Raw genomic sequence first — 20,836 nt, 5'->3', positions numbered from 1 at the left:
ATTTTCTCAAATATAAAATAAATTTTCTACATTTAAACCCTATAAATATTGAGGGTAACGTACTATAACGTTATAGTTGATGTAAATTCCTAAAAATTAAATATCTAAAAAATGAAAGTTAAAAAACTAGTTAAACAGAGTGTTAAATACCCATTAATTTTACTTGTTTTTTGTTTTGCATCTTGTAAGGATGCTCCTAAAAAAAATGAAGAAGCAAAAGAAGAAGTTGCAGTAACCAACACCGAAGAGCAAAAACCATTTTTTAAATTATCATTAGCGCAATGGTCTTTACACAAACAAGTTTTTGATGGTGGCAATCCTTATGATTTTGCAGAAAAAGCTAAAAGCCTTGGTTTTACTGGCTTAGAATATGTTAGCGCCCTGTATAATGATGTTAAAGAAGCAAACTATTCTGATGAAGCTATGGCGCAATTTATTGCAAAATCTAACGAAGCTGCAAAAAAACACGGAATGACAAATGTATTGATCATGATTGATGGTCAAGGAGACCTTGCATTGGCAGATAAAACCGAACGCAAAAAAGCAGTAGAAAATCATTACAAATGGGTTAAAGCAGCAGCAGAAATGGGCTGTCACGCCATACGCGTAAATTTATCGGGCTCTACTAATGAACAAGAATGGGTTACTAGTTCTATAGACGGATTAAAACAACTTGGTACTTTTGCCAAAGAACATAACATTAATGTTATTGTAGAAAACCACGGTGGTTTATCTTCTAATGGCAAACTACTATCAGAAGTTATGAGCCAAGTTAATATGGATAACGTAGGCACACTACCAGATTTTGGAAACTTTTGCATAAAAAAATCAGAAGAAGGCTGTGAAGAAATGTATGACAACTACAAAGGTGTTACTGAGTTAATGCCTTATGCAAAAGCTGTTAGCGCAAAGTCTTATAATTTTGATGCTGAAGGTAACGAAACTAAAATTGACTATGCGAAAATGCTACAAATAGTAAAAGATGCAGGTTACACAGGGTTTATTGGTGTTGAGTATGAAGGTGATGAAAAAGGTGAAGAAGAAGGTATTATTGCAACAAGAGATTTATTAGTTAATGCTGCAAAAAACTTAAAATAAAAAATTAAAAAAACACTTGTATGAGTAAAAAAATAAGACTAGGAATACTAGGCGGCGGCGGAGATTCTTTAATTGGTGTTTTACACAGGGTAGCTTCATTTATTAATGATAATTACCAAATTACGGGCGCTGTTTTTAACCCTAATTTACAGGATAGTTTAAACTTTGCAAAGCAAATAGATATTCCTACAAACAGAATATATAAAGACTTTGACACCTTAATTGAAGAAGAGTTAAAATTACCAACCGAAGAAAGAATACAGGTTTGCTCTATACTTACACCTAACTTTTTACATTTTCCTATGGCAAAAAAGCTATTAGAGAATGGATTTCATGTTATTTGTGAAAAACCAATGACAACCACTTATGAAGAAGCTAAAATTTTACAGGCTACACTAGAAAAAGCAGGTACTATTTTTGCAGTTACACATACCTATACAGGCTACCCTATGGTGCGCCAAATGCGTGAAATGATAAAAGCTGGGGCCATAGGAAACATCCAAAAGGTAGATGCACAATACTACCAAGGTTGGATAAACCCTATAATACATGAAAAAGATAAAAGAACAAGCACTTGGCGATTAGACCCAGAAAAATCTGGAATTAGTTGTTGTATGGGAGATATTGGAGTACATGCGTTTAACATGATAGAGTACACAACTGGTATGCAAATAAAATCTTTATTATCAGATTTAAACTATTTGTACGAAGATAATAAAATGGATATTGATGGTACAGCACTTGTACGCTTTAACAGTAATGCAAAGGGCATAATAAGAGCTAGCCAAATAGCCACTGGTGAAGAAAACGGACTTACCATTAAAATTTATGGTAACAAAGGTGGATTAAAGTGGGAGCAAGAAAATCCAAATTACTTATATGTTATGAGTGACGACAAGCCTTTACAGGTTTACAAACCTGGTCACGCTTATAACTCTGATTTATCTTTAGACGGAACAAAGTTACCTCCAGGACACCCAGAAGGTATTTTTGATGCTATGGCAAATATCTATTTAGGTGTAGCCAGAGCCGTAAGAGGAGAAGAATATAATGACGGTGAATTTCCTACAATGTTAGACGGTGTGCGCGGACTAAACTTTATACAAAGTAGTGTAACGTCTCACCAAAAAGGAAATATTTGGGTAGATTTAGATTAATTTACCAAGCTTATACAAAACAAAAACCACACTTTTAAGTGTGGTTTTTTGTACGTATTTTTTTTGATTTTTTTAAAAAACTTTTTCAAATTCCTCACAAACTACAATCATACTATCTGTGGGTACACGCTTAAATTCTGCCAACTCTCTTTTGTAGTAGTCCACATGTGTTGTTTTCCAATATTTTAAGCTTTTATCTCCCTCACCTTCTTTTTGCGCATATGCTTCATCTATACTAAATAAAGGTTTTAATTTAACAGCTGTAGTGCGTACAATACATTTTGCTTGTCCGCTCCAATCAGTAACAATTCTAAAATCGCCAATTTTAGGTAAAGGCTCTTTACGTAATTGCAAACCCAATAAAGAATGTGTAGTTGCTTTTTTAACCCCTTTTTCAACAAGTGTAGCACACTCATTAGCATCTTTTTCATTATCGCAGAAATGTTCCACTTTAGGGTCTTTTACAAAAGCATCTTCTAAATGCTTATCTAAATAATCTCCCCATAAATTTTTAGCCGATCTATTGTTTTCCACAGATATAGATTTATATTTTTATTTCAATACAGGTTTTATGTTGTTCGTTACACAAAACCTCTCAATTCATATAAAAAAGACCACCTATTCGGTTACAAATTATTATATTTATAACTTGGGTTATTCCTCTTTATAACCTTATAAATTAAACGTTAAATATAGCATTAAATTACATAATATAAACACATAAAATGAAGACAATAAAAGGCCCATCGGTATTTTTAGCACAATTTGTAGACAGTAAAGCTCCTTTTAACTCCTTAGATGGCTTATGTAAATGGGCGGCCAACCTTGGTTACAAAGGCATACAAATACCTACTTGGGAAACTTTTTTAATTGACTTAGATAAAGCAGCAGAAAGTCAAGAATATTGTGACCAACTAAAAGCAAAAGTAAACTCTTACGGTTTAGAAATTGCGGAGCTATCTACTCATTTACAAGGACAATTAGTTGCTGTACACCCAGCTTATGACGTTATGTTTGATGGTTTTGCTCCAGAACATTTGCGCGGAAATCCTAAAGCAAGAACAGAGTGGGCTATAGAAACAGTTAAAAAAGCTGGTACTGCCAGTAGGAGACTTGGCATTAAATCACATGCTACTTTTTCCGGTGCACTACTATGGCACACAATGCATCCATGGCCACAGAGACCTCCTGGGTTAGTAGAACTTGGTTTTGAAGAACTTGCAGAAAGATGGTTACCAATATTAGATCATTTTGACAAAGAAGATGTAGACATATGCTACGAATTACACCCAGGCGAAGACCTGCATGATGGTGATACTTTTGAGCGTTTTTTAGAGGCCACAGGAAATCACAAGCGCGTTAATATTTTATATGACCCAAGTCATTTTGTACTACAACAGTTAGATTATATAGCCTTTATAGATCATTATCACCCATATATAAAATCTTTTCATGTAAAAGATTCTGAATTTAACCCAACCGGAAAAAAAGGAGCTTTTGGCGGCTATAATGATTGGATAGACAGAGCAGGTAGATACAGATCTTTAGGAGACGGACAAATAGATTTTAAAACTATTTTCTCTAAACTAACGCAATACGGATGCGATGTTTGGGCTACTATGGAATGGGAATGTTGTATTAAAAGTCCAGAACAAGGTGCAATAGAAGGTGCTAAATTTATAAAAGATCATATAATTGAAGTTACTGATAAGAAATTTGATGATTTTGCCGGAGCAGAAACAGACAAAGAAATGCTTAAAAAAATGCTTGGTATTTAAAAAATACAACAAACAACAATTACTACTTATGAAAAATACATTACTAATAATTTGCCTATCTGCTTTAGCCCTTAGTTGCAAAGAAAAAGCTTCCCAAAATACTAAAAAGGAAATTACTGCAGAAAACACCATTAAAAAAGATGAACCTAAAGAAAATAAATGGAAGGTTTTATTTGATGGTAGTAATCTAGACAATTTTAAACTATACGGTAATGACAATACTATAGAAAACTGGAAAATAGAAGGTGATGCTTTAGTGTTTTACCCTCCAACAGACAGACCAAAGGACACACACTATAACATTGTAACAAAACAGGAGTACACAAATTTTGTTTTGACTGTAGATTGGAAAATATCTGAAGGAGGAAATAGTGGTATTTTTTGGGGAATTAAGGATGATGGAACTTATTCACAACCTTATGAAACAGGCTTAGAGGTACAAGTATTAGACAACAATAAGCACCCAGATGCTAAAAATGGCACAGACCGACAAGCGGGTGCTTTGTATGATTTAGTTTCCCCTAGCAAAGACGCAACAAAGCCAGTAGGAGAATGGAACACAACTGTTATTACAATAAATCATAAAACCAACAAAGGTAGTTCTATGCTAAACGGTGTTACCGTAGCAGAATTCTCTTTAAGCGGAGAGGAATGGAATAATATGCTTAAAAACTCAAAATTTAACGGTTGGGACGGATTTGCAAAATACAAAAGAGGCAAAATAGGCCTACAAGACCACGGAGATATAGTATCATACAGAAACATAAAAATTAAAGAATTAAATTAAGCATGAAAAAAATTATCTGGTCTATTTTAGGGCTTCTAATTATTAGCTGCCAAGAGAAAGCAACAGTAGAAACCCCTGAAACCAAATCTGAAGTAAATTACATAATCTATGAGGAATACAGTGGCACAGAACCTACAAAACCTGAAGAAACAGAATTATACAAACCAGTACCGCCAACAGTTACACCTGCAAAAAATAATGCCGCTCCTAGTGATGCTATTGTATTATTTAACGGTAATAACTTAGACCAATGGTTAAGCATAGATGGTAAAACAGCCCCGTGGGATATAAACCAAGAAGATGGTTTTTTTACCGTTAAAGATAAATCTGGAGATATTAAAACCAAAAAAGAATTTGGAAGTATACAATTGCACCTAGAATGGATGTCTCCAAAAGAAATTTTAAGAGACGGCCAAAACCGAGGAAACAGTGGTGTTTTTTTTCAAGACAGATATGAGATTCAAATATTAGATAATAATAACAATGATACTTATGTAAACGGACAAGTAGGCTCTGTATACAAACAACATATCCCACTTGCTAAAGCCTCTGTACCAACAGGAGAATGGAACACTTATGACGCTGTGTACCACGCACCAGAATTTAATAAAGCTGGTAAAAAAATAAAATCTGGAACACTAACACTTTTACATAATGGAATTCTAGTTTTAGACCACGTAGAAATTAAAGGTACAACACCTTATATTGGATGGCCTAAAAACGAAGCTCACGGCAAAGCCCCTTTAAGATTGCAAGATCACGGGGACAATAGTAGAGTTAGCTATAGAAATATTTGGGTAAGAGAACTGTAAGTACCCTACACTTAATATAAAAATCTGTTTATTCTAAATAAGCAGATTTTTTTTATGTTTTTTTTAAAATAGTGAAATAGAGTTAATAAGATAAGCTCTTAGTCTCAACTAGTATAGTTTATTTATATTTGCATAAAATTTACAATATATGATTCAGTCCATGACCGGATTTGGAAAACACGTAGTGCAACTTCCATCAAAAAAAATTACCATTGAAATTAAGTCTTTAAACAGCAAAAGTTTAGACCTAAATGCACGTATGCCATCTGCATACAGAGAAAAAGAATTGGAGTTACGCAAAACTATTGCTAACGGTTTACAAAGGGGTAAAATAGACTTTAATCTTTATATTGAAAGCACAGGTGCAGACACATCTTCGCAAATAAATGAAGTGGTGGTTAAACAATATATGCAACAATTAAAAAGCATAGCAGAAGGAGATGATGTTAAGCTTTTAGAAATGGCTTTACGTTTGCCAGATGCTATGAAAACAGAGCGTGAAGAAATTGACGCTGATGAATATAAAGCAATACAAAATACATTAGCAGAAGCTTTAAAAGAAATTAACGTGTTTAGAACTGAAGAAGGTGCTGTTTTAGAGCAAGATTTTAAAGACCGAATTTCTTCTTTAGAAAACTTGCTACAACAAGTAATTGCTATAGACCCAGATAGGCAAACTGCGCTGCGTGAGCGTTTAGCAAAAGCTGTGTCTGATCTAAAAACCGAAGTAGACAAAAACAGGTTTGAACAAGAACTTATTTACTATTTAGAGAAATATGATATTACAGAAGAAAAAGTTCGTTTAGCAAACCACTTAACATACTTTACTACAACCATTAACTCTTCAGATTCTAACGGAAAAAAACTTGGGTTTATTTCTCAAGAAATTGGGAGAGAAATTAACACCATAGGCTCTAAAGCTAATTACGCTCCTATGCAACAATTAGTTGTGCAGATGAAAGATGAGCTTGAAAAAATTAAAGAACAAATGCTAAATGTTTTATAATGAAAGGCGGCAAACTTATCATATTTTCAGCACCATCTGGTAGTGGCAAAACAACTATAGTTAGGCATTTATTGGCCAAAGAACATTTAAACCTAGCTTTTTCTGTTTCTGCTACATCTAGACCAAAAAGAGGAAAAGAAAAAAATGGAGAACACTACTATTTTTTATCTTTATCTGAATTTAAAAATCATATAAAAAACGATGATTTTTTAGAGTGGGAAGAAGTATACCGAGATAACTTTTACGGAACTTTAAAAACAGAAGTAGAGCGTTTATGGGCCGAAGGTAAAAACGTTATTTTTGACATTGATGTAGTTGGAGGCTTACGTATAAAAAAGAAGTTTCCAGAACAAACGCTTGCTGTATTTGTTAAACCACCTAGTATTGATGAACTAAAAATTAGATTAAAAAAACGCAGTACAGAGAGTGACGACAAAATTAATATGCGTATTGCAAAAGCCTCTGTAGAGCTAGCTACAGCCCCACAATTTGACACGGTTATAAAAAATTATGATTTAGATACTGCTTTAGCTGAAGCAGAAAAACTGGTTGAAGATTTTATTAGTAAACCAACTCCCGAAAAAAAAGAATAGTATGAAAAAAGTAGGGTTGTATTTTGGAACTTTTAACCCCATACACTTAGGACATTTAGTTATTGCAAACCACTTGGTAGAATTTACAGATTTAGATGAAGTTTGGTTTGTAATTACACCTCAAAGCCCATTTAAAACAAAACAATCTTTATTAAGCAACCATCATAGATACCAAATGGTTTTAGAGGCTACTGAAGAGTACCCTAAACTAAAACCATCTAACATAGAGTTTAATTTACCACAACCAAATTACACGGTACACACTTTAGTTCATTTATTAGAGAAGTACCCTAGTGGGTATAATTTTTCATTAATTATGGGAGAAGACAATTTAAAGAGTCTTCATAAATGGAAAAACTATGAAGTAATTTTAGAAAACCACGATATTTATGTGTATCCAAGGGTTTCCACAGGTATAGTAGATCATCAATTTAAAAACAACCCTAAAATAAAAATGGTAACCGATGCTCCTATAATGGAAATCTCATCTACCTTTATTAGAAAAAATCATAAATTAGGAAAAAACATTACACCATTACTTCCTGCTGCGGTATTTAAATATATGGATGAAATGAATTTTTATAGGTAAGTTTTTAATTTATACTTCTGTATTCATTTACCATAGCAATAAATTCTAGTTCTAATTTTAAAGGAGAGCCATCTGCAGCAATGTTTGGATGATCTTTACCGTAATCAAAATCATTATTAGCTATTCGTAATTTTAAGCTAGTTAAACCCATTAAAATATTACCTAAATGGTTGGTAAAATTAGTAACAACTGGCATAGGCTTACCAAACTCTTTTACTATTAAATCTTGATTCTCCTTTAACCCCTCTAAAGCCACATATGCGGCTCTAAGCTCTTTTATTTTTTGATTAATTACCGTAAAATCTAAAGTTAAAAGTCCATCTACATCTCTACCACCTATTTCATTTAAAATAGCTTCTGCTGCGTTTATAGCACTAAACAAATTGTATTGTACAACAAGTTCTTGCTCCTTGTACTTTTCTTTTTTGTATTTTTCTACATCATCTTGTAATCTATAAAAAACTATAGACATATCATCAAAAGTAGAAAAGTAGTTACGGTAAGCCTCTAGTAATTTAATATGTAATTTTTTAGTCTTATTTTCATTAACAGGCACCACAATTCCCTTTTTATAATAAGCATCTACCTCTACTATTGTATTGTATAAAATTTCTGCTGTTTTATACACTAAAAGCATGTTAGCATCTACTTTTTTAATGGCAGGCCTGTGAACAATGGTAGACTTTAAAATGTTTAATTCTTCTAAAGGCAAACCAATTTTACTTTTTAAGTTTGTTGTTCCGTTAATTTCTTTTTGGTTTACCCAACTTAAATAGTTAGCATAAGACTTACGAACTTTATCATCATAGGTATTAAAAAATTCTATGTAATTGTTATACTTTATAACAAACTCGGTAGAATTATAAGAATCTTCTATAGTAGTAACTACAAGTTTTTGTTCTTCTGAAGAAAAAGGCTCTAATGAACTAGTAACAGTTTGCTTATCACTATCATCCTTGTCATCCTTTTCTTGCTTTACGTTTTTGCAGCTTACAAATACAAAAGCAATTAAACAGGTATGTACAAGGTAGTTTTTCATTTCTTATTTTTAATGTGGTGCAAAAATAAACAAAGTTATTATGTTAACTATCACGGCATACCGTGATTATTTATAATTGTTATGAACAATCTATTATTATATTAACTTTTTGCTAACAAACATACTTTTATACATTTATTATATTGTGAACCTAACAAACCACTAATGAAAAAAATACTCTTATTTTGCTTAGCAGCATCATTATTTTGTGCTACTAACACAACTGCCCAAAAAAAGAAAAAATCTAAAAAAGGCAAAACCGAACAAACAGCTCCTACTCAAAAATCAAAAAAAGGAGACATTAAAAATTACAACCAAGTTGTAACCAACGATGCCATTACAGACAATGGACTATTTAAGGTACACAAAGTTGATAAAAAGTATTTGTATGAAATACCTTTTAGCAAGCTTGGCAAAGATATGCTGTGGGTTACTAGAATATCTAAAATACCTACAGGACTGGGTGGAGGTTATATGAACGCCGGGTCTAAAACCAATGAGCAATTAGTACACTGGGTACGTTTTCAGGATAAAGTTTTGCTTAAAGGTAAATCTTATGACAACGTAGCAGATAGTAGCAAAGCTATTAGCGCATCTGTTAAAGTTAACAACTATGAGCCTACATTATTTGCTTTTGATATTGAAGCTTTTAGTACAGACTCTACAAGTGTGGTAATAGATGTTACATCGTTATTTAGCACAGATGTACCTGCAATAAGTGGGTTATCTAGTAGATTAAGAAAAACCTACAAAGTAAAAAGACTAGACCCGCAACGTAGCTTTATAAACAGTGTTAAAAGTTTTCCTGAAAACATAGAAGTAAAACAAGACTTTACATTTAACGCCTCAGAACCATCTACACTTAGAGCAACAGAATCTATTAGCTTACAGATAAATCAGTCTATGATTTTGTTACCAGAGGAACCAATGCAACCACGTATTTTTGATCCCAGAGTTGGCTTTTTTACTGTTAGCCAATATGACTTTGGCAGTGATGAATTAAAGGCTGATGAAAAAACTTATATTAGACGCTGGAGGTTAGAACCTAAAGACCCAGAAGCATATGCAAGAGGAGAACTAGTAGAGCCGGTAAAACCAATAGTTTACTATTTAGATCCTGGCACACCAGAAAATTTAAAAGAATACATTAAACAAGGTATTGAGGATTGGAAGAAACCATTTGAAACTGCTGGTTTTAAAAATGCAATAATTGCACGTGATGCTCCAACACCAGAAGAAGACCCTGAGTTTAGTCCAGAAGACATTAGATACTCTATGATACGCTATGTTGCTAGTACAACAAGAAATGCAGTTGGCCCAAGTGTATCTGACCCAAGAAGCGGTGAAATTATTGAGAGTGATATTATTTGGTACCACAACCATTTACGTAGCTACCGAAATAGATATTTATTAGAAACTGGTGCTGCTAACCCTAATGCAAGAACACTAAACACAAACCCAAAAGAAATTGGTGATATGATGCGTATGGTAATAGCACATGAGGTTGGTCACGCATTAGGTTACCCTCACAATATGGCTGCTAGTTACGCATATCCTGTAGACTCTTTACGCAACGGAGAATTTACTCAAAAAAATGGTATTGCAGCTAGTATTATGGACTACGCCCGCTACAACTACATAGCTCAACCTGGTGATAAAAACATTAGATTTATAAGACAAATGGGGCCGTATGACCATTATGTAACTAACTGGGGCTACCGATATTTAGAAGCCGATTCTCCTGAGGCAGAAGTAACTACATTAAACAAATGGATTTTAGAAAAAGCAGACAACCCTATTTATAAATTTGGAAGACAGTCTAGCCGTTTTGATCCGCAATCACAAACTGAAGGATTAGGAGACGATCCGGTTAAAGCAAGCACATACGGAATAAAAAATCTTAAATATGTAGCAAAAAACCTTAGCAATTGGACATCTGACCAAACAAATAATTACGATGATTTAGAGGAATTATACGGAGAATTATTAGGCGTGTATAGCAGATACGTAGGGCACGTAGTTACAAACATTGGTGGTGTTTTTGAAAACTTAAAAACACCAAAACAAAACGGAACTGTTTATACAGCTTTAAGCAAAACAAAACAAAAAGAATCTATGAAATGACTGCAAGACAATGTGTTTAGCACACAGTCATGGCTAGTAGATAACGCGATATTACAAAACATAGATTATGCCGGATACCCAGAAAACCTGCGAAAGGTACAAGCAAGACATTTAAATAGTGTTTTAAGCGCAGACCGCATAGGTAGACTTTTAGATGCAGAAACCACCAACAAAACATTTTACAGTGCTTTAGAAATGTTGTCTGACTTACGTAAAGGCATATGGAAAGAAGCCTACGTAGGTAAAAGCGCAGATATTTATCGTAGAAATTTACAGCGCACGTATTTAGAACGTATGGAAACTTTATTAAATGCGCAAAATAGCAGCAGATCTGATTTTAATATAACCACATCTGATATAAGCGCATTAGTTAGAGGGGAATTAAAAACCTTACGCTCTAAATTAAAAGTAGCAAAAAACGGAAGCATTAATACTGTTACACGCTACCATTATGAAGACGCTATTGCTAAAATAGAGCAAGCTTTAGAACCAAAATAGTCAATAAAAATATCATAAATATAAAAGGGTAATCTGTAAAGATTACCCTTTTATATTTATATTCTTAAATGCTACTTTTTAGTTAGCACATCCGTACCTAGAAGTTTATTATCTTTATTGGTATACCAAGCTCTAACTGCTGGCATACGCACACCATTTATAATTTCTATATTAGACAATAAAATGTATTCTCCATCATTTTTAGACTCGTCATGAAAAAACTGATACATCTCCATATCTAAAGACTTAGGATTAAAATAAAAATACCACGTATCTTTACCCACTTCTTTATCATAAGTTACCTTAATAACCTTATACCACTTTTTATTAATTTTTTTAGAATAAAGCTTAGGGTCTACTATGGTACCTTTATCTTTAAGTTTCATTGGCAAACCGTATAAATAAGTATAATAGTTCCTCATAAAAAGCGCTCGTTTAGTGGTAAACTTAAACTTTTTTTGCTCTACATTATTTACAATTTGTCTGTCATCAACAAAAAAATGAACACTATCATTTACAATTTTAGTGGTGTGTTTTTTACCTTCTACAACATTAGACAATACGAAAGTGCTCTTAGGAATATTTATATGAATATCCGTTATCCTATCTTTTTTATTTGGCGTACTCATAGTAACAATCAAATCTCCATTAAAAGTAGCCCAATTATTATTGGGATCATGATGTGCAATAACCTCATCTAAAAACTCCAAAGCATCAGTTTCTTGAGCTTTTAAATTTGCTAATGACAGTATACAGAAGGTATAAATTAATAATTTGATATTCATAAAAGTGTTTTTTTACAGTAACAGAGCCTCTAAAGTATAAAAAGTATTTTAAGTTTAATTAAAAATGCATAATTTGTAAGAAAAATACTCAATGAAAAAAATCTCACTTCTTATAGCTGTTTTAGGCATAATTACAACTAGCACAGTAGCACAGCAGAAAAATAGATTTAAAATAGATTCCACACTAAACAGCAAATCTATAAACAAAAGTTTTATTAGTCTTTACAGGAAAAACAACTCTGACACTTTCTCTAAATTTAAGGAGAACAATTTGTTAAAATACAAACAAATTGATTTTAAGAATACCGTCCCTTTTAAGCAAAAAGAAACATTTACATCTACAATGCCCATACACAAACCTAAGGGGAGGTTTAACGCCAGAAACATTAAAATAGACACTACTTACAATTATAGCCTAAAAATTATTAGATTATAGAAATATAAATTAGAAGTACTGAAAAACAAAAAAGCCCAACAATAATTTGTTGGGCTTTTTTGTTTTATACACTTATTACTTATGATATTGTTGCAGGTGGCACACTGCTATCATGTTCATTGTAATATAGCTCTAGCATTGTCATTGTAGCCGTCATCAAATCCTTAGTTTCTAACAACAATGAGAAATACAACGTTGTATTTTTAGGACTAGACTCCTCAGTTCTAGTACGCTCTACTTGTTTTTGAATTTTCTGAGACAACAAAGTAAATAATTCTTCTTTTTCTTCTAAAATTTGCGCAATCCTATCAAAAGAACGTGTTTCAAATACAACTTGAGTTTCATTTAATATATGCTCTAGCTTGTAATCTATTTCTTTAAGTTCCTTTATTTGGTTGTATTTTAATTTTTTATGATTGTTGTTTATATGCTTATACGATATTTTAGTAATATACTCTAATGACTGTGTCATATCTTGTAATGATCCTAAAATATTGATATAAAAATTACTTGCACCCACACTAGCATCATCTAAGTTTTTAATAAAATAAAAGATATGATCTCTTAAATCATCAACCTCATCACCTAATTTAACAACACCTTTTTTATTCTTTTTTAATATATCTAAGTTTTGTTTAGCTAAGCCATCAATTGCATTAGTGTAAATTTTATTTGTTCTTTTTACAACATTAGCAGTGTTTTTTGCACTTTCCACAATAACACCTTGTATAGAGCTACTTTCTGCTCTTCTAAGACTATCTTCTGCTTTAATTTCTTTAGATTTTTTATTGTAAGAAATATAGTTTCTAGCCAAAAGTAAAATAGCAACAAACAGTAAAATTGCTATAGCAGCACCAGTACCAAAATTAATAAGCGTAAGGATAATACCAGCAGCCGTAAATGCTATAATTGCAGTACCAAACCAACCACCAATTACATTTAGCACACCAGCAACTCTATATACTGCACTTTCTGCGCCCCAAGCTCTATCTGCTAAAGAAGTACCCATTGCCACCATAAATGTAACATAGGTTGTAGACAATGGCAATTTAAACGATGTAGCTACCGATATTAAAATACCCGCTACCACCAAGTTAACAGCTGCCCTTACCATATCAAAAGCAGGCATTTCATACGTCTTATCTTTAGCTAAAGCTATTTTTGGTTTAACAAATCTGGCCTCCACCTTATCTGAAATAGATTTTGGCATTACTGCTGACGTATATGTAGATATTGCCATTCCTATTCTAACAATACCCCTAGATAAAAAGTTTGGCTCAAAACGCTCTTTACCTTCACCTTCTCTAGACAAGTTAATTTCTGTTTCTGCAACATAGCGTGCTTTTTTAGAAAACCAAAGAGTTGCAACCATAATCATACCAGAAATAAATAACAACAATGTAGGAGTTGGTACTTTTTCTGATAAAATTGACATACTAAAAGCAGAAGCATCTACACCAGATGCAGACCACTCTGTGTAAGATTGGTATGCTGCAATTGGTACACCTATAAAGTTAACCAAATCATTACCAGCAAACGCCAATGCCAGAGCAAAGGTACCAACACCAATAATTATTTTATAAATATTAAGCTTAGCAAAAGCAGTTAATATGTATGATAAAATAAACCATACTACAAAGTTTGCTAATACTATAGGAAACCATTTAACTTCTAAAAAGTCTTTAATAGTCATATTTCCAATAAGTTCAAAACTTTCGCTAGCAAATGCAGTACCTTTAATACCTTTCATAAAAATGAAGTACGTAATGGCAGATAAACCAATACCTCCAAAAACAGCTCCTACCCATTTTGCTTTTTTATCAAAATCATAAGATAAAAGCAAACGAGAAAACCACTGTACAATTGCACCAATTGAGAAAGCAATAACAACGGAGAGGAGAATACCTATAATAATTTCTGTTGCCTTAGAGGTGTTAATGTAATTAACCACGTCTGATGCACTACCACCAGCTTGCAATATTTTAATTAAGGCCATTGCTACAGCAGCACCTAAAAGCTCAAAAACTATAGAAACCGTTGTAGACGTAGGCATACCCAAGGTATTAAAAAAGTCTAACAACAGAATATCTGTAATCATAACAGCCATAAAAATGAACATAATCTCATTAAAATAGAACTCATTAGGATTAAAAATTCCTTTTCTAGCAACCTCCATCATTCCACTAGAAAATATAGCTCCGCAGGCAATACCTACACTGGCAACAATCATTATAGTTTTAAAAGAAATAGCCTTAGATCCTATAGCCGAATTTAAAAAGTTGACAGCATCATTACTCACGCCAACTACAAGATCTGCAATAGCTAAAACCGCTAAAGCTATAATCATTATTAAATAAATATTACTCTCCATAATTTATAAAAATTCAATTTGCAAATATGCTTTGTTTTAAACTGTCTAACGTTATGTTAAGGTTATTTTTTTTTAGTTAAAAATGCACCTCTAATTGCAGTCTACTTATAAGCCCCTCAGGACCATTAACTTCGTTTAAATAAGTAGCATCTGCTTGCACCTTTAATTTATGTCCAACAATATATTTAGATACTCCTAAAGTGTATTGCAACTCCTTGTTTCTGCCTGTTATTTCTTTATCTAAATTTACAGCGGTATACCTACCAGATAATTCCCAATTATTTTTAAATAAGTAACCTAACATTAAGTTTAGTCCGTTACCTACTTGCACTATATCACCAGTTAGCGTACCATCATCATTTTTTGCAATAGCATCTGCTGCATTTCTGTCTGCATATTCCCCCATAAATGAAAAACCATTATACTTGAACATTGTACTTACAAAAAACGTTTTTATATCTGTAGTGTAAAATCCAGTATCAGTAAACATATAATCCCCTTGGTTACTTCTTGTTTTTACAGCATTATTGTTATAATCATAAGCTGCGCCAATCATTAACTTAGGGTGCCTTTCTCTTTTTAAATCACCACCTGTAAACTGAGTGTTGCCTGTAAAATTTCCAAAGGGTAAAAAATCTACTCTTGCTGTATATTGATATCCTCCTAAATTACCTTTAGTTACATTTCTACCTTCTCCTTGAGAAATTGCTAAAGCTTCCTTTACAATAAAATCTTCTGAAATATTAAATTTATGTCTTAATTGAATACCCATATCTCTATCTAGAGTAAATCTGCTGTTTAACAAAGACCTATCTACCATTTGCATATTTCCAGAAGAAACTATACGTTCTATATTTCCTGGTAGTTTGGTTTGCCCTATCCATAATTCAAAATCCTTATAAAAATTCCACATTATAAACGCATCTAAAATATAACGGGGAGTATCATGAGTAAACTCAGATCCACCAGATATGTCTCTGTTAGACAGACCAAGCTCTACTTTGTATTTGAATTTTGGAGAATACGCAAAACCATTAAACTTTAATCTGGCCCTACGCACTAAAAAGTTAGACCCTACAGAAGCCAAGTTTCCTTGTTCATTTTCGCCCCATTGTCCAATTCCTAAAAATTGCATACGAGCAGATGCCTTCATAGTCCAAGTACTATCCTGGCCTACAAGGTTTAGTATACCTTTACCAAATTGGGGCACGTTAATTTCTTGAGCTTCAAGCGTATTTATACCTACCACAAAAAACAATACTGTAAAAATTCTAAAACACATAAATGCTATTTTCCACCTGCAATGATCCTTTTACAAATGTTAATTAATTGTATCTAAAATATTAACTAGATGCAAATTTAGGTAAACTAACTTAAAGACAAAGGTGTTATTACAGATAACCCATACAACCATAATTTGTGAAGCGCAGAAATATACTTTTTAAGTTTATTCTACTTTATTTAAAAAGCTATTTAAGTATCTTGCAACTTTTAAATTATGTACTATGAATTGGGAGCAATTACTATCTTTAAAGCGCTTTGGAGACACTAATAAAAGACTACGTAAAGAACAAGATGAAACCAGATTAGGTTTTGAAGTTGACTATGACCGTGTAATATTTTCGTCTGCATTTAGAAGTTTACAAGATAAAACCCAAGTTATACCACTTTCTAAAACAGACTTTATACACACTAGGCTTACGCACAGTTTAGAAGTGTCTGTAGTTGGCCGTAGTTTAGGACGCATTGTGGGAAAAAAAATATTAGAAAAACACCCACACCTAAAAGAAGTGCATGGCTACCATTATAACGATTTTGGCGCTATTGTAGCTGTGGCATCCTTAGCGCATGACATAGGAAACCCACCTTTTGGTCATAGTGGAGAAAAAGCAATTGGCGAATATTTTAAAACAGGAAACGGACAAAAGTATAAAGACAAACTTACGCCTAAAGAATACCAAGATATTATAGATTTTGAGGGTAATGCTAACGGTTTTAAATTACTAACAGAATCTAGAACAGGTGTAGAAGGCGGTTTAAGATTAAGCTATGCTACCTTAGGTACCTTTATGAAATACCCTAAAGAATCTTTACCTAAAAAACCAACAAAGCATATTGCCGATAAAAAATTTGGTTTTTTTCAGACAGAAAAGGATTTTTTTAGCGAGGTAGCAAAAGAACTTGGCTTATTGCAAACCAGAGATGGTAAAGACATTTCTTTCTCTAGACACCCGTTAACTTATTTGGTTGAAGCAGCAGATGATATTTGCTACACAATTATAGATTTTGAAGACGGAATAAACCTTGGTTTAATATCTGAAGATTACGCTTTAGAATATTTAATTAAGCTAGTTAAAGACAAGATTAATACAAAAAAATATAACCAAATGGTGTTTATGCAAGACCGCCTTAGTTACCTAAGAGCTTTAGCTATAAACACTTTAATTACAGATGCCGCTACAATATTTTTGGAAAATGAAGAAGCAATTTTAGAAGGCTCCTTTGACGTGTCTTTGTTAGACAAAAGCAATTACATTGCCCAAATAAAAGACATAATATCTTTAAGTGTATCTAAGGTTTACAAATCACAAGAGGTAATTGAAAAAGAAATAGCTGGCTATAAAATTATATCAGATATTTTAGATGTATACACAAATGCTTTAGTAAAAACAGCAGAAGGTACTGCTTCTAATTATGATAGTATTGTTTTACAAACATTACCAGAACATTACCAAAATACAGATGCACCATTATACAGTTTACTTTTAAATACTTGTTGCTATGTTGCAAGTTTATCAGACAGCGGGGCTGTACATATACACAACAAAATTATGGGCAAACAACTTTAAAAATCATAAGATAACCCCACACCAAGTAGCTGCTTAAATTGTATTTTAGGTCTACCAGGTGTGGTAACTACACCATCTGTTACTACCTCATCAAAAACCACATCATCATCATATAAAAGATTGGTACCAATATTGGCTTTTACGTACTGGTTTACTTTCATATCTAAACGTAATTCCCAATCTACGTCTACATTACCAAAACTATTTAGGTAATCTGTATAAAGTGTTAAATCATGGGCTAAAGTCATATTTTTAGCCACATTTGTTTTCCAAGTATTGGTTACCAAAAAACCAAACTCCATTAAAGTACGCTCACCCTTTTTAGTAATATTACCGTCTGCATCTCGCTCTGCCTTTTGCACACCAAAAGCACCAGCATTTGCTAAATCTTGATCTAATACAAATGTTGCTTTTTGGGTAATAGGAGATATGTATAAATTAAACTTTTTACCCTCTGGAATATAGGACGTACCAGCACCTATAAATACATAACCTGGTGCCATAAATGTAGAAATTATATTTTCTGTATTAGGGTATTTATAACCATCTGCAAATTGCGAGTTAAAATTTGCCTTAACAGAATAATACCAATTACTAATTGTATCTCTCCTATAGGCAAAAGTAGAGCTAAAACGAATTGCATCATCTGCCTTTCTTAACTTCTCTCCTTCTATAGCACTAAGTCCAAATCTTAAATCCAAACTATTGTTCCATTGCACGTATCTAAACTTGTAATTACGAACAAATTTTACATCACCAATGGCAGACACAGAGTTATTTCCACCAGCTTTCCAGTTTACAAAAGCAACCTCGTTAATAGCAATTCCAAAATGGTTTGTTTTATCCCAAAAAGAGGGAACTTTAAACCAGCCAAAATTTTCTTTACGCGGATTAGCTTCATACCTAATTCTTGGGTTAGCCAACTTTACACCTCTAGGTATGTTTTTTATTTTTTCTTGATTTTTACGTACAACAATTGTACCTACTATGGTAGTGTCTACCTTAACGGTGTCTACCTCTACTGGATTAGAAATTTGAGCGTTTAAGTTCGCCACACAAAAAGTTAAAATCAAAATTACAACTGTTCTCTTTAACATAATCCTATTCCTTTGTTTGTAAAGACTCTATTAAAGTCTTAAAACTATTTGCTCCTATATTATTTAATTCATGTAATTGTAACACACTACCATGTTGCACAAAAACATCATCTATGCCTAAAATATGAATGCTATTAGTAAAATTATTAGTATTTGCAAATTCTAAAATTGAAGTTCCAAATCCTCCTATTTTACAACCATCCTCAATAGTAACTATTGTTGAGTATTTGTTAAAAATAGACATTAATTTTTTAGTGTCTAAAGGTTTAACAAATCGCATATTTATGTGGCCTATTTTACTTGACTCCATATTATTTAAAACCGTGGCAACCATATTACCAATATGTCCTAAAGATAAAACCACAATTTCTGTGCCCTTTTTTAGTTCTATAGATTTTCCTATTTCTATTTTTTTAAATGGTTGTTTCCAGTTCTTAGTTACCCCTCTTCCCCTAGGATATCTTATAGCTATTGGATGTTGTAAACCTAGCTGTGCAGTATACATAATGTTTCTTAAGTCCTCCTCGTTCATAGGAGCAAAAATTAACAAATTAGGAATACAACGTAAGTAGGCAATATCATAAACTCCATGATGAGTTGCACCATCTTCACCAACCAAACCTGCTCTGTCCAGACAAAAAATTACAGGTAAATTTTGTAGCGCTACATCATGAATAACCTGGTCATAAGCACGCTGTAAAAAAGTAGAATATATATTACAAAAAGGAATTAAACCCTCTGCAACCATACCAGCAGCCAAAGTTACGGCATGCTGTTCTGCAATACCAACATCAAAAGCCCTGTCAGGAATTTCTTCCATCATAATTTTTAAAGAACTACCGGTAGGCATTGCTGGTGTAATACCTACTATTTTTTTGTTTTCTTTAGCTAACTCTACAATAGTTAACCCAAAAACATCTTGATATTTTGGAACACCTCCGTCATTTATTTTTGGCAATAAATCACCAGTAATTTTATTAAACTTACCTGGAGCATGATACACAACTTGGTTTTCTTCTGCTTTTTTTAGCCCTTTTCCCTTTGTAGTTATTACGTGTAAAAACTTGGGACCTTTAACAGTCTTTAATCTATTTAACTCTGCTATAAGTAAAGGTAAATTATGGCCATCTATAGGACCAGAATAATTAAAATTTAACGCTTCAAAAACATTGTCTTGCTTAGCGTTACCCTTTTTAACATTGGTAAGATATTGTTTTAATGCACCAACGCTTGGGTCTATACCTATAGCATTATCGTTTAAAATAATTAACACATTAGCATCGGTAACACCTGCGTGGTTTAAACCTTCAAAGGCCATACCACTAGCAATAGATGCGTCACCAATTACCGCAATATGTTGTTTTGAAGTTTCTCCTTTTAAGTTAGAAGCAATGGCCATACCTAAAATAGCTGAGATAGAAGTAGAACTATGACCTGTACCAAAATCATCATAAACACTTTCATCTCTTTTAGGAAAACCACTAATGCCATTTAACCTTCTATTGGTTTCAAACACATTTTTTCGGCCAGTCAAAATTTTGTGGCCATATGCTTGGTGGCCAACATCCCATATTAATTTATCTACAGGAGTATTAAATACGTAATGCAACGCTATAGTAAGTTCTACTACGCCCAAACTAGCGCCCAAGTGCCCTTCCTTTGCAGAAACAATATCAATAATAAAATCTCTAAGCTCTTGCGCTACAATTGGCAAATTTTGCACTTGTATTTGTCGCAAATCATGCGGATTTGTTATGTTCTTTAAATATGCCATTTAAACAACAAATTTAAACGGTATTTATGAGTTTATAAAGAAA

At 32.8% G+C, this 20,836-nt stretch carries 17 protein-coding genes and 1 pseudogene; 11 read left to right on the top strand and 7 right to left on the bottom strand.

Annotated features, from left to right (window positions below):
• Positions 1-111 precede the first annotated feature (111 nt).
• Both BFJ87_RS05900 and BFJ87_RS05895 read left to right on the top strand, forming a co-directional pair.
• Positions 112-1,098 (top strand): sugar phosphate isomerase/epimerase family protein, encoded by a 987-nt coding sequence (locus BFJ87_RS05900; RefSeq protein WP_077401313.1) that lies wholly within the window; start codon positions 112-114, stop codon positions 1,096-1,098.
• Between the two features lie 20 nt (positions 1,099-1,118).
• Positions 1,119-2,255, top strand: a complete 1,137-nt coding sequence (locus BFJ87_RS05895; RefSeq protein WP_077401310.1) for a Gfo/Idh/MocA family protein — start codon at positions 1,119-1,121, stop codon at positions 2,253-2,255.
• 72 nt (positions 2,256-2,327) lie between these two features.
• Here BFJ87_RS05895 and BFJ87_RS05890 read toward each other — a convergent pair whose 3' ends face one another.
• Positions 2,328-2,789, bottom strand: coding sequence for an ASCH domain-containing protein (locus tag BFJ87_RS05890; RefSeq protein ID WP_077401307.1), 462 nt, complete (start codon positions 2,787-2,789; stop codon positions 2,328-2,330).
• Between the two features lie 191 nt (positions 2,790-2,980).
• Here BFJ87_RS05890 and BFJ87_RS05885 point away from each other — a divergent pair, with 191 nt between their 5' ends.
• The 6 genes from BFJ87_RS05885 to nadD all read left to right on the top strand — a co-directional run bounded on the left by BFJ87_RS05885 (position 2,981) and on the right by nadD (position 7,820).
• Positions 2,981-4,033: a sugar phosphate isomerase/epimerase family protein gene (locus BFJ87_RS05885; protein ID WP_077401304.1), complete on the top strand. Its 1,053-nt coding sequence runs from the start codon at positions 2,981-2,983 to the stop codon at positions 4,031-4,033.
• A gap of 28 nt (positions 4,034-4,061) precedes the next feature.
• Positions 4,062-4,820 carry a 3-keto-disaccharide hydrolase gene (locus tag BFJ87_RS05880; protein ID WP_077402224.1) on the top strand — a complete coding sequence of 253 codons (759 nt, stop codon included), beginning with the start codon at positions 4,062-4,064 and terminating at the stop codon, positions 4,818-4,820.
• A 2-nt stretch (positions 4,821-4,822) separates the two neighbouring features.
• The gene (locus BFJ87_RS05875; protein WP_077401301.1) at positions 4,823-5,632 is read left to right on the top strand and encodes a 3-keto-disaccharide hydrolase; all 810 of its coding nucleotides are present in this window, start codon (positions 4,823-4,825) and stop codon (positions 5,630-5,632) included.
• Positions 5,633-5,780: 148 nt separating this feature from the next.
• Positions 5,781-6,638, top strand: a complete 858-nt coding sequence (locus tag BFJ87_RS05870) for a YicC/YloC family endoribonuclease (protein ID WP_077401298.1) — start codon at positions 5,781-5,783, stop codon at positions 6,636-6,638.
• The gene (gene gmk, locus BFJ87_RS05865) at positions 6,638-7,231 is read left to right on the top strand and encodes a guanylate kinase (RefSeq protein ID WP_077401295.1); all 594 of its coding nucleotides are present in this window, start codon (positions 6,638-6,640) and stop codon (positions 7,229-7,231) included. Before BFJ87_RS05870 ends, gmk begins: the two co-directional genes overlap by 1 nt.
• A gap of 1 nt (position 7,232) precedes the next feature.
• Positions 7,233-7,820: a nicotinate (nicotinamide) nucleotide adenylyltransferase gene (nadD, locus tag BFJ87_RS05860; RefSeq protein WP_077401292.1), complete on the top strand. Its 588-nt coding sequence runs from the start codon at positions 7,233-7,235 to the stop codon at positions 7,818-7,820.
• Between the two features lie 4 nt (positions 7,821-7,824).
• Here nadD and BFJ87_RS05855 read toward each other — a convergent pair whose 3' ends face one another.
• Positions 7,825-8,859 (bottom strand): YiiG family protein, encoded by a 1,035-nt coding sequence (locus BFJ87_RS05855; RefSeq protein WP_077401290.1) that lies wholly within the window; start codon positions 8,857-8,859, stop codon positions 7,825-7,827.
• 165 nt (positions 8,860-9,024) lie between these two features.
• Here BFJ87_RS05855 and BFJ87_RS05850 point away from each other — a divergent pair.
• Positions 9,025-11,481 (top strand): annotated as a pseudogene (locus tag BFJ87_RS05850) (zinc-dependent metalloprotease).
• Between the two features lie 71 nt (positions 11,482-11,552).
• Here the strand turns inward: BFJ87_RS05850 and BFJ87_RS05845 are convergent.
• A complete protein-coding gene (locus BFJ87_RS05845) occupies positions 11,553-12,266 on the bottom strand; it encodes a DUF6503 family protein (protein ID WP_077401287.1) in 714 nt (237 codons plus the stop codon).
• A 91-nt stretch (positions 12,267-12,357) separates the two neighbouring features.
• Here BFJ87_RS05845 and BFJ87_RS05840 point away from each other — a divergent pair, with 91 nt between their 5' ends.
• Entirely contained in the window at positions 12,358-12,702 is a 345-nt protein-coding gene (locus tag BFJ87_RS05840) for a hypothetical protein (RefSeq protein ID WP_077401285.1), read from the top strand.
• Between the two features lie 79 nt (positions 12,703-12,781).
• Here the strand turns inward: BFJ87_RS05840 and BFJ87_RS05835 are convergent, their stop codons facing one another.
• Both BFJ87_RS05835 and BFJ87_RS05830 read right to left on the bottom strand, forming a co-directional pair.
• Positions 12,782-15,073: an inorganic phosphate transporter gene (locus tag BFJ87_RS05835; protein WP_077401282.1), complete on the bottom strand. Its 2,292-nt coding sequence runs from the start codon at positions 15,071-15,073 to the stop codon at positions 12,782-12,784.
• Positions 15,074-15,149: 76 nt separating this feature from the next.
• Positions 15,150-16,355 carry a porin gene (locus BFJ87_RS05830; RefSeq protein ID WP_077401279.1) on the bottom strand — a complete coding sequence of 402 codons (1,206 nt, stop codon included), beginning with the start codon at positions 16,353-16,355 and terminating at the stop codon, positions 15,150-15,152.
• A gap of 223 nt (positions 16,356-16,578) precedes the next feature.
• On the opposite strand from BFJ87_RS05830, the gene BFJ87_RS05825 reads away from it, so the two are divergent.
• Positions 16,579-17,922, top strand: coding sequence for a deoxyguanosinetriphosphate triphosphohydrolase (locus tag BFJ87_RS05825; RefSeq protein ID WP_077401276.1), 1,344 nt, complete (start codon positions 16,579-16,581; stop codon positions 17,920-17,922).
• On the opposite strand, the gene BFJ87_RS05820 is transcribed toward BFJ87_RS05825, so the two are convergent.
• Entirely contained in the window at positions 17,919-18,977 is a 1,059-nt protein-coding gene (locus BFJ87_RS05820; protein WP_333780847.1) for a DUF3078 domain-containing protein, read from the bottom strand. The genes BFJ87_RS05825 and BFJ87_RS05820 overlap by 4 nt on opposite strands.
• 46 nt (positions 18,978-19,023) lie before the next feature.
• On the bottom strand, positions 19,024-20,793 hold the full coding sequence (locus BFJ87_RS05815; RefSeq protein ID WP_077401270.1) for a 1-deoxy-D-xylulose-5-phosphate synthase: 1,770 nt from the start codon (positions 20,791-20,793) through the stop codon (positions 19,024-19,026).
• Between the last annotated feature and the right edge of the window lie 43 nt (positions 20,794-20,836).

Source organism: Cellulophaga omnivescoria (genome assembly GCF_001999725.1).
Classification (GTDB): domain Bacteria; phylum Bacteroidota; class Bacteroidia; order Flavobacteriales; family Flavobacteriaceae; genus Cellulophaga; species Cellulophaga omnivescoria.
The sequence above is the reverse complement of the archived record's forward strand: the minus strand, read 5'-3'. Positions and strand labels throughout refer to the sequence as shown.

Excerpts from the sequence above, each read along its gene's own strand:
- nadD (WP_077401292.1), top strand. The coding sequence starts at position 7,233 with ATGAAAAAAGTAGGGTTGTATTTTGGAACTTTTAACCCCATACACTTA.
- BFJ87_RS05830 (WP_077401279.1), bottom strand. The coding sequence starts at position 16,355 with ATGTGTTTTAGAATTTTTACAGTATTGTTTTTTGTGGTAGGTATAAAT.
- BFJ87_RS05845 (WP_077401287.1), bottom strand. The coding sequence starts at position 12,266 with ATGAATATCAAATTATTAATTTATACCTTCTGTATACTGTCATTAGCA.
- BFJ87_RS05875 (WP_077401301.1), top strand. The coding sequence starts at position 4,823 with ATGAAAAAAATTATCTGGTCTATTTTAGGGCTTCTAATTATTAGCTGC.
- BFJ87_RS05900 (WP_077401313.1), top strand. The coding sequence starts at position 112 with ATGAAAGTTAAAAAACTAGTTAAACAGAGTGTTAAATACCCATTAATT.
- BFJ87_RS05885 (WP_077401304.1), top strand. The coding sequence starts at position 2,981 with ATGAAGACAATAAAAGGCCCATCGGTATTTTTAGCACAATTTGTAGAC.
- BFJ87_RS05840 (WP_077401285.1), top strand. The coding sequence starts at position 12,358 with ATGAAAAAAATCTCACTTCTTATAGCTGTTTTAGGCATAATTACAACT.
- BFJ87_RS05825 (WP_077401276.1), top strand. The coding sequence starts at position 16,579 with ATGAATTGGGAGCAATTACTATCTTTAAAGCGCTTTGGAGACACTAAT.
- BFJ87_RS05880 (WP_077402224.1), top strand. The coding sequence starts at position 4,062 with ATGAAAAATACATTACTAATAATTTGCCTATCTGCTTTAGCCCTTAGT.
- gmk (WP_077401295.1), top strand. The coding sequence starts at position 6,638 with ATGAAAGGCGGCAAACTTATCATATTTTCAGCACCATCTGGTAGTGGC.
- BFJ87_RS05870 (WP_077401298.1), top strand. The coding sequence starts at position 5,781 with ATGATTCAGTCCATGACCGGATTTGGAAAACACGTAGTGCAACTTCCA.
- BFJ87_RS05835 (WP_077401282.1), bottom strand. The coding sequence starts at position 15,073 with ATGGAGAGTAATATTTATTTAATAATGATTATAGCTTTAGCGGTTTTA.
- BFJ87_RS05895 (WP_077401310.1), top strand. The coding sequence starts at position 1,119 with ATGAGTAAAAAAATAAGACTAGGAATACTAGGCGGCGGCGGAGATTCT.
- BFJ87_RS05855 (WP_077401290.1), bottom strand. The coding sequence starts at position 8,859 with ATGAAAAACTACCTTGTACATACCTGTTTAATTGCTTTTGTATTTGTA.
- BFJ87_RS05815 (WP_077401270.1), bottom strand. The coding sequence starts at position 20,793 with ATGGCATATTTAAAGAACATAACAAATCCGCATGATTTGCGACAAATA.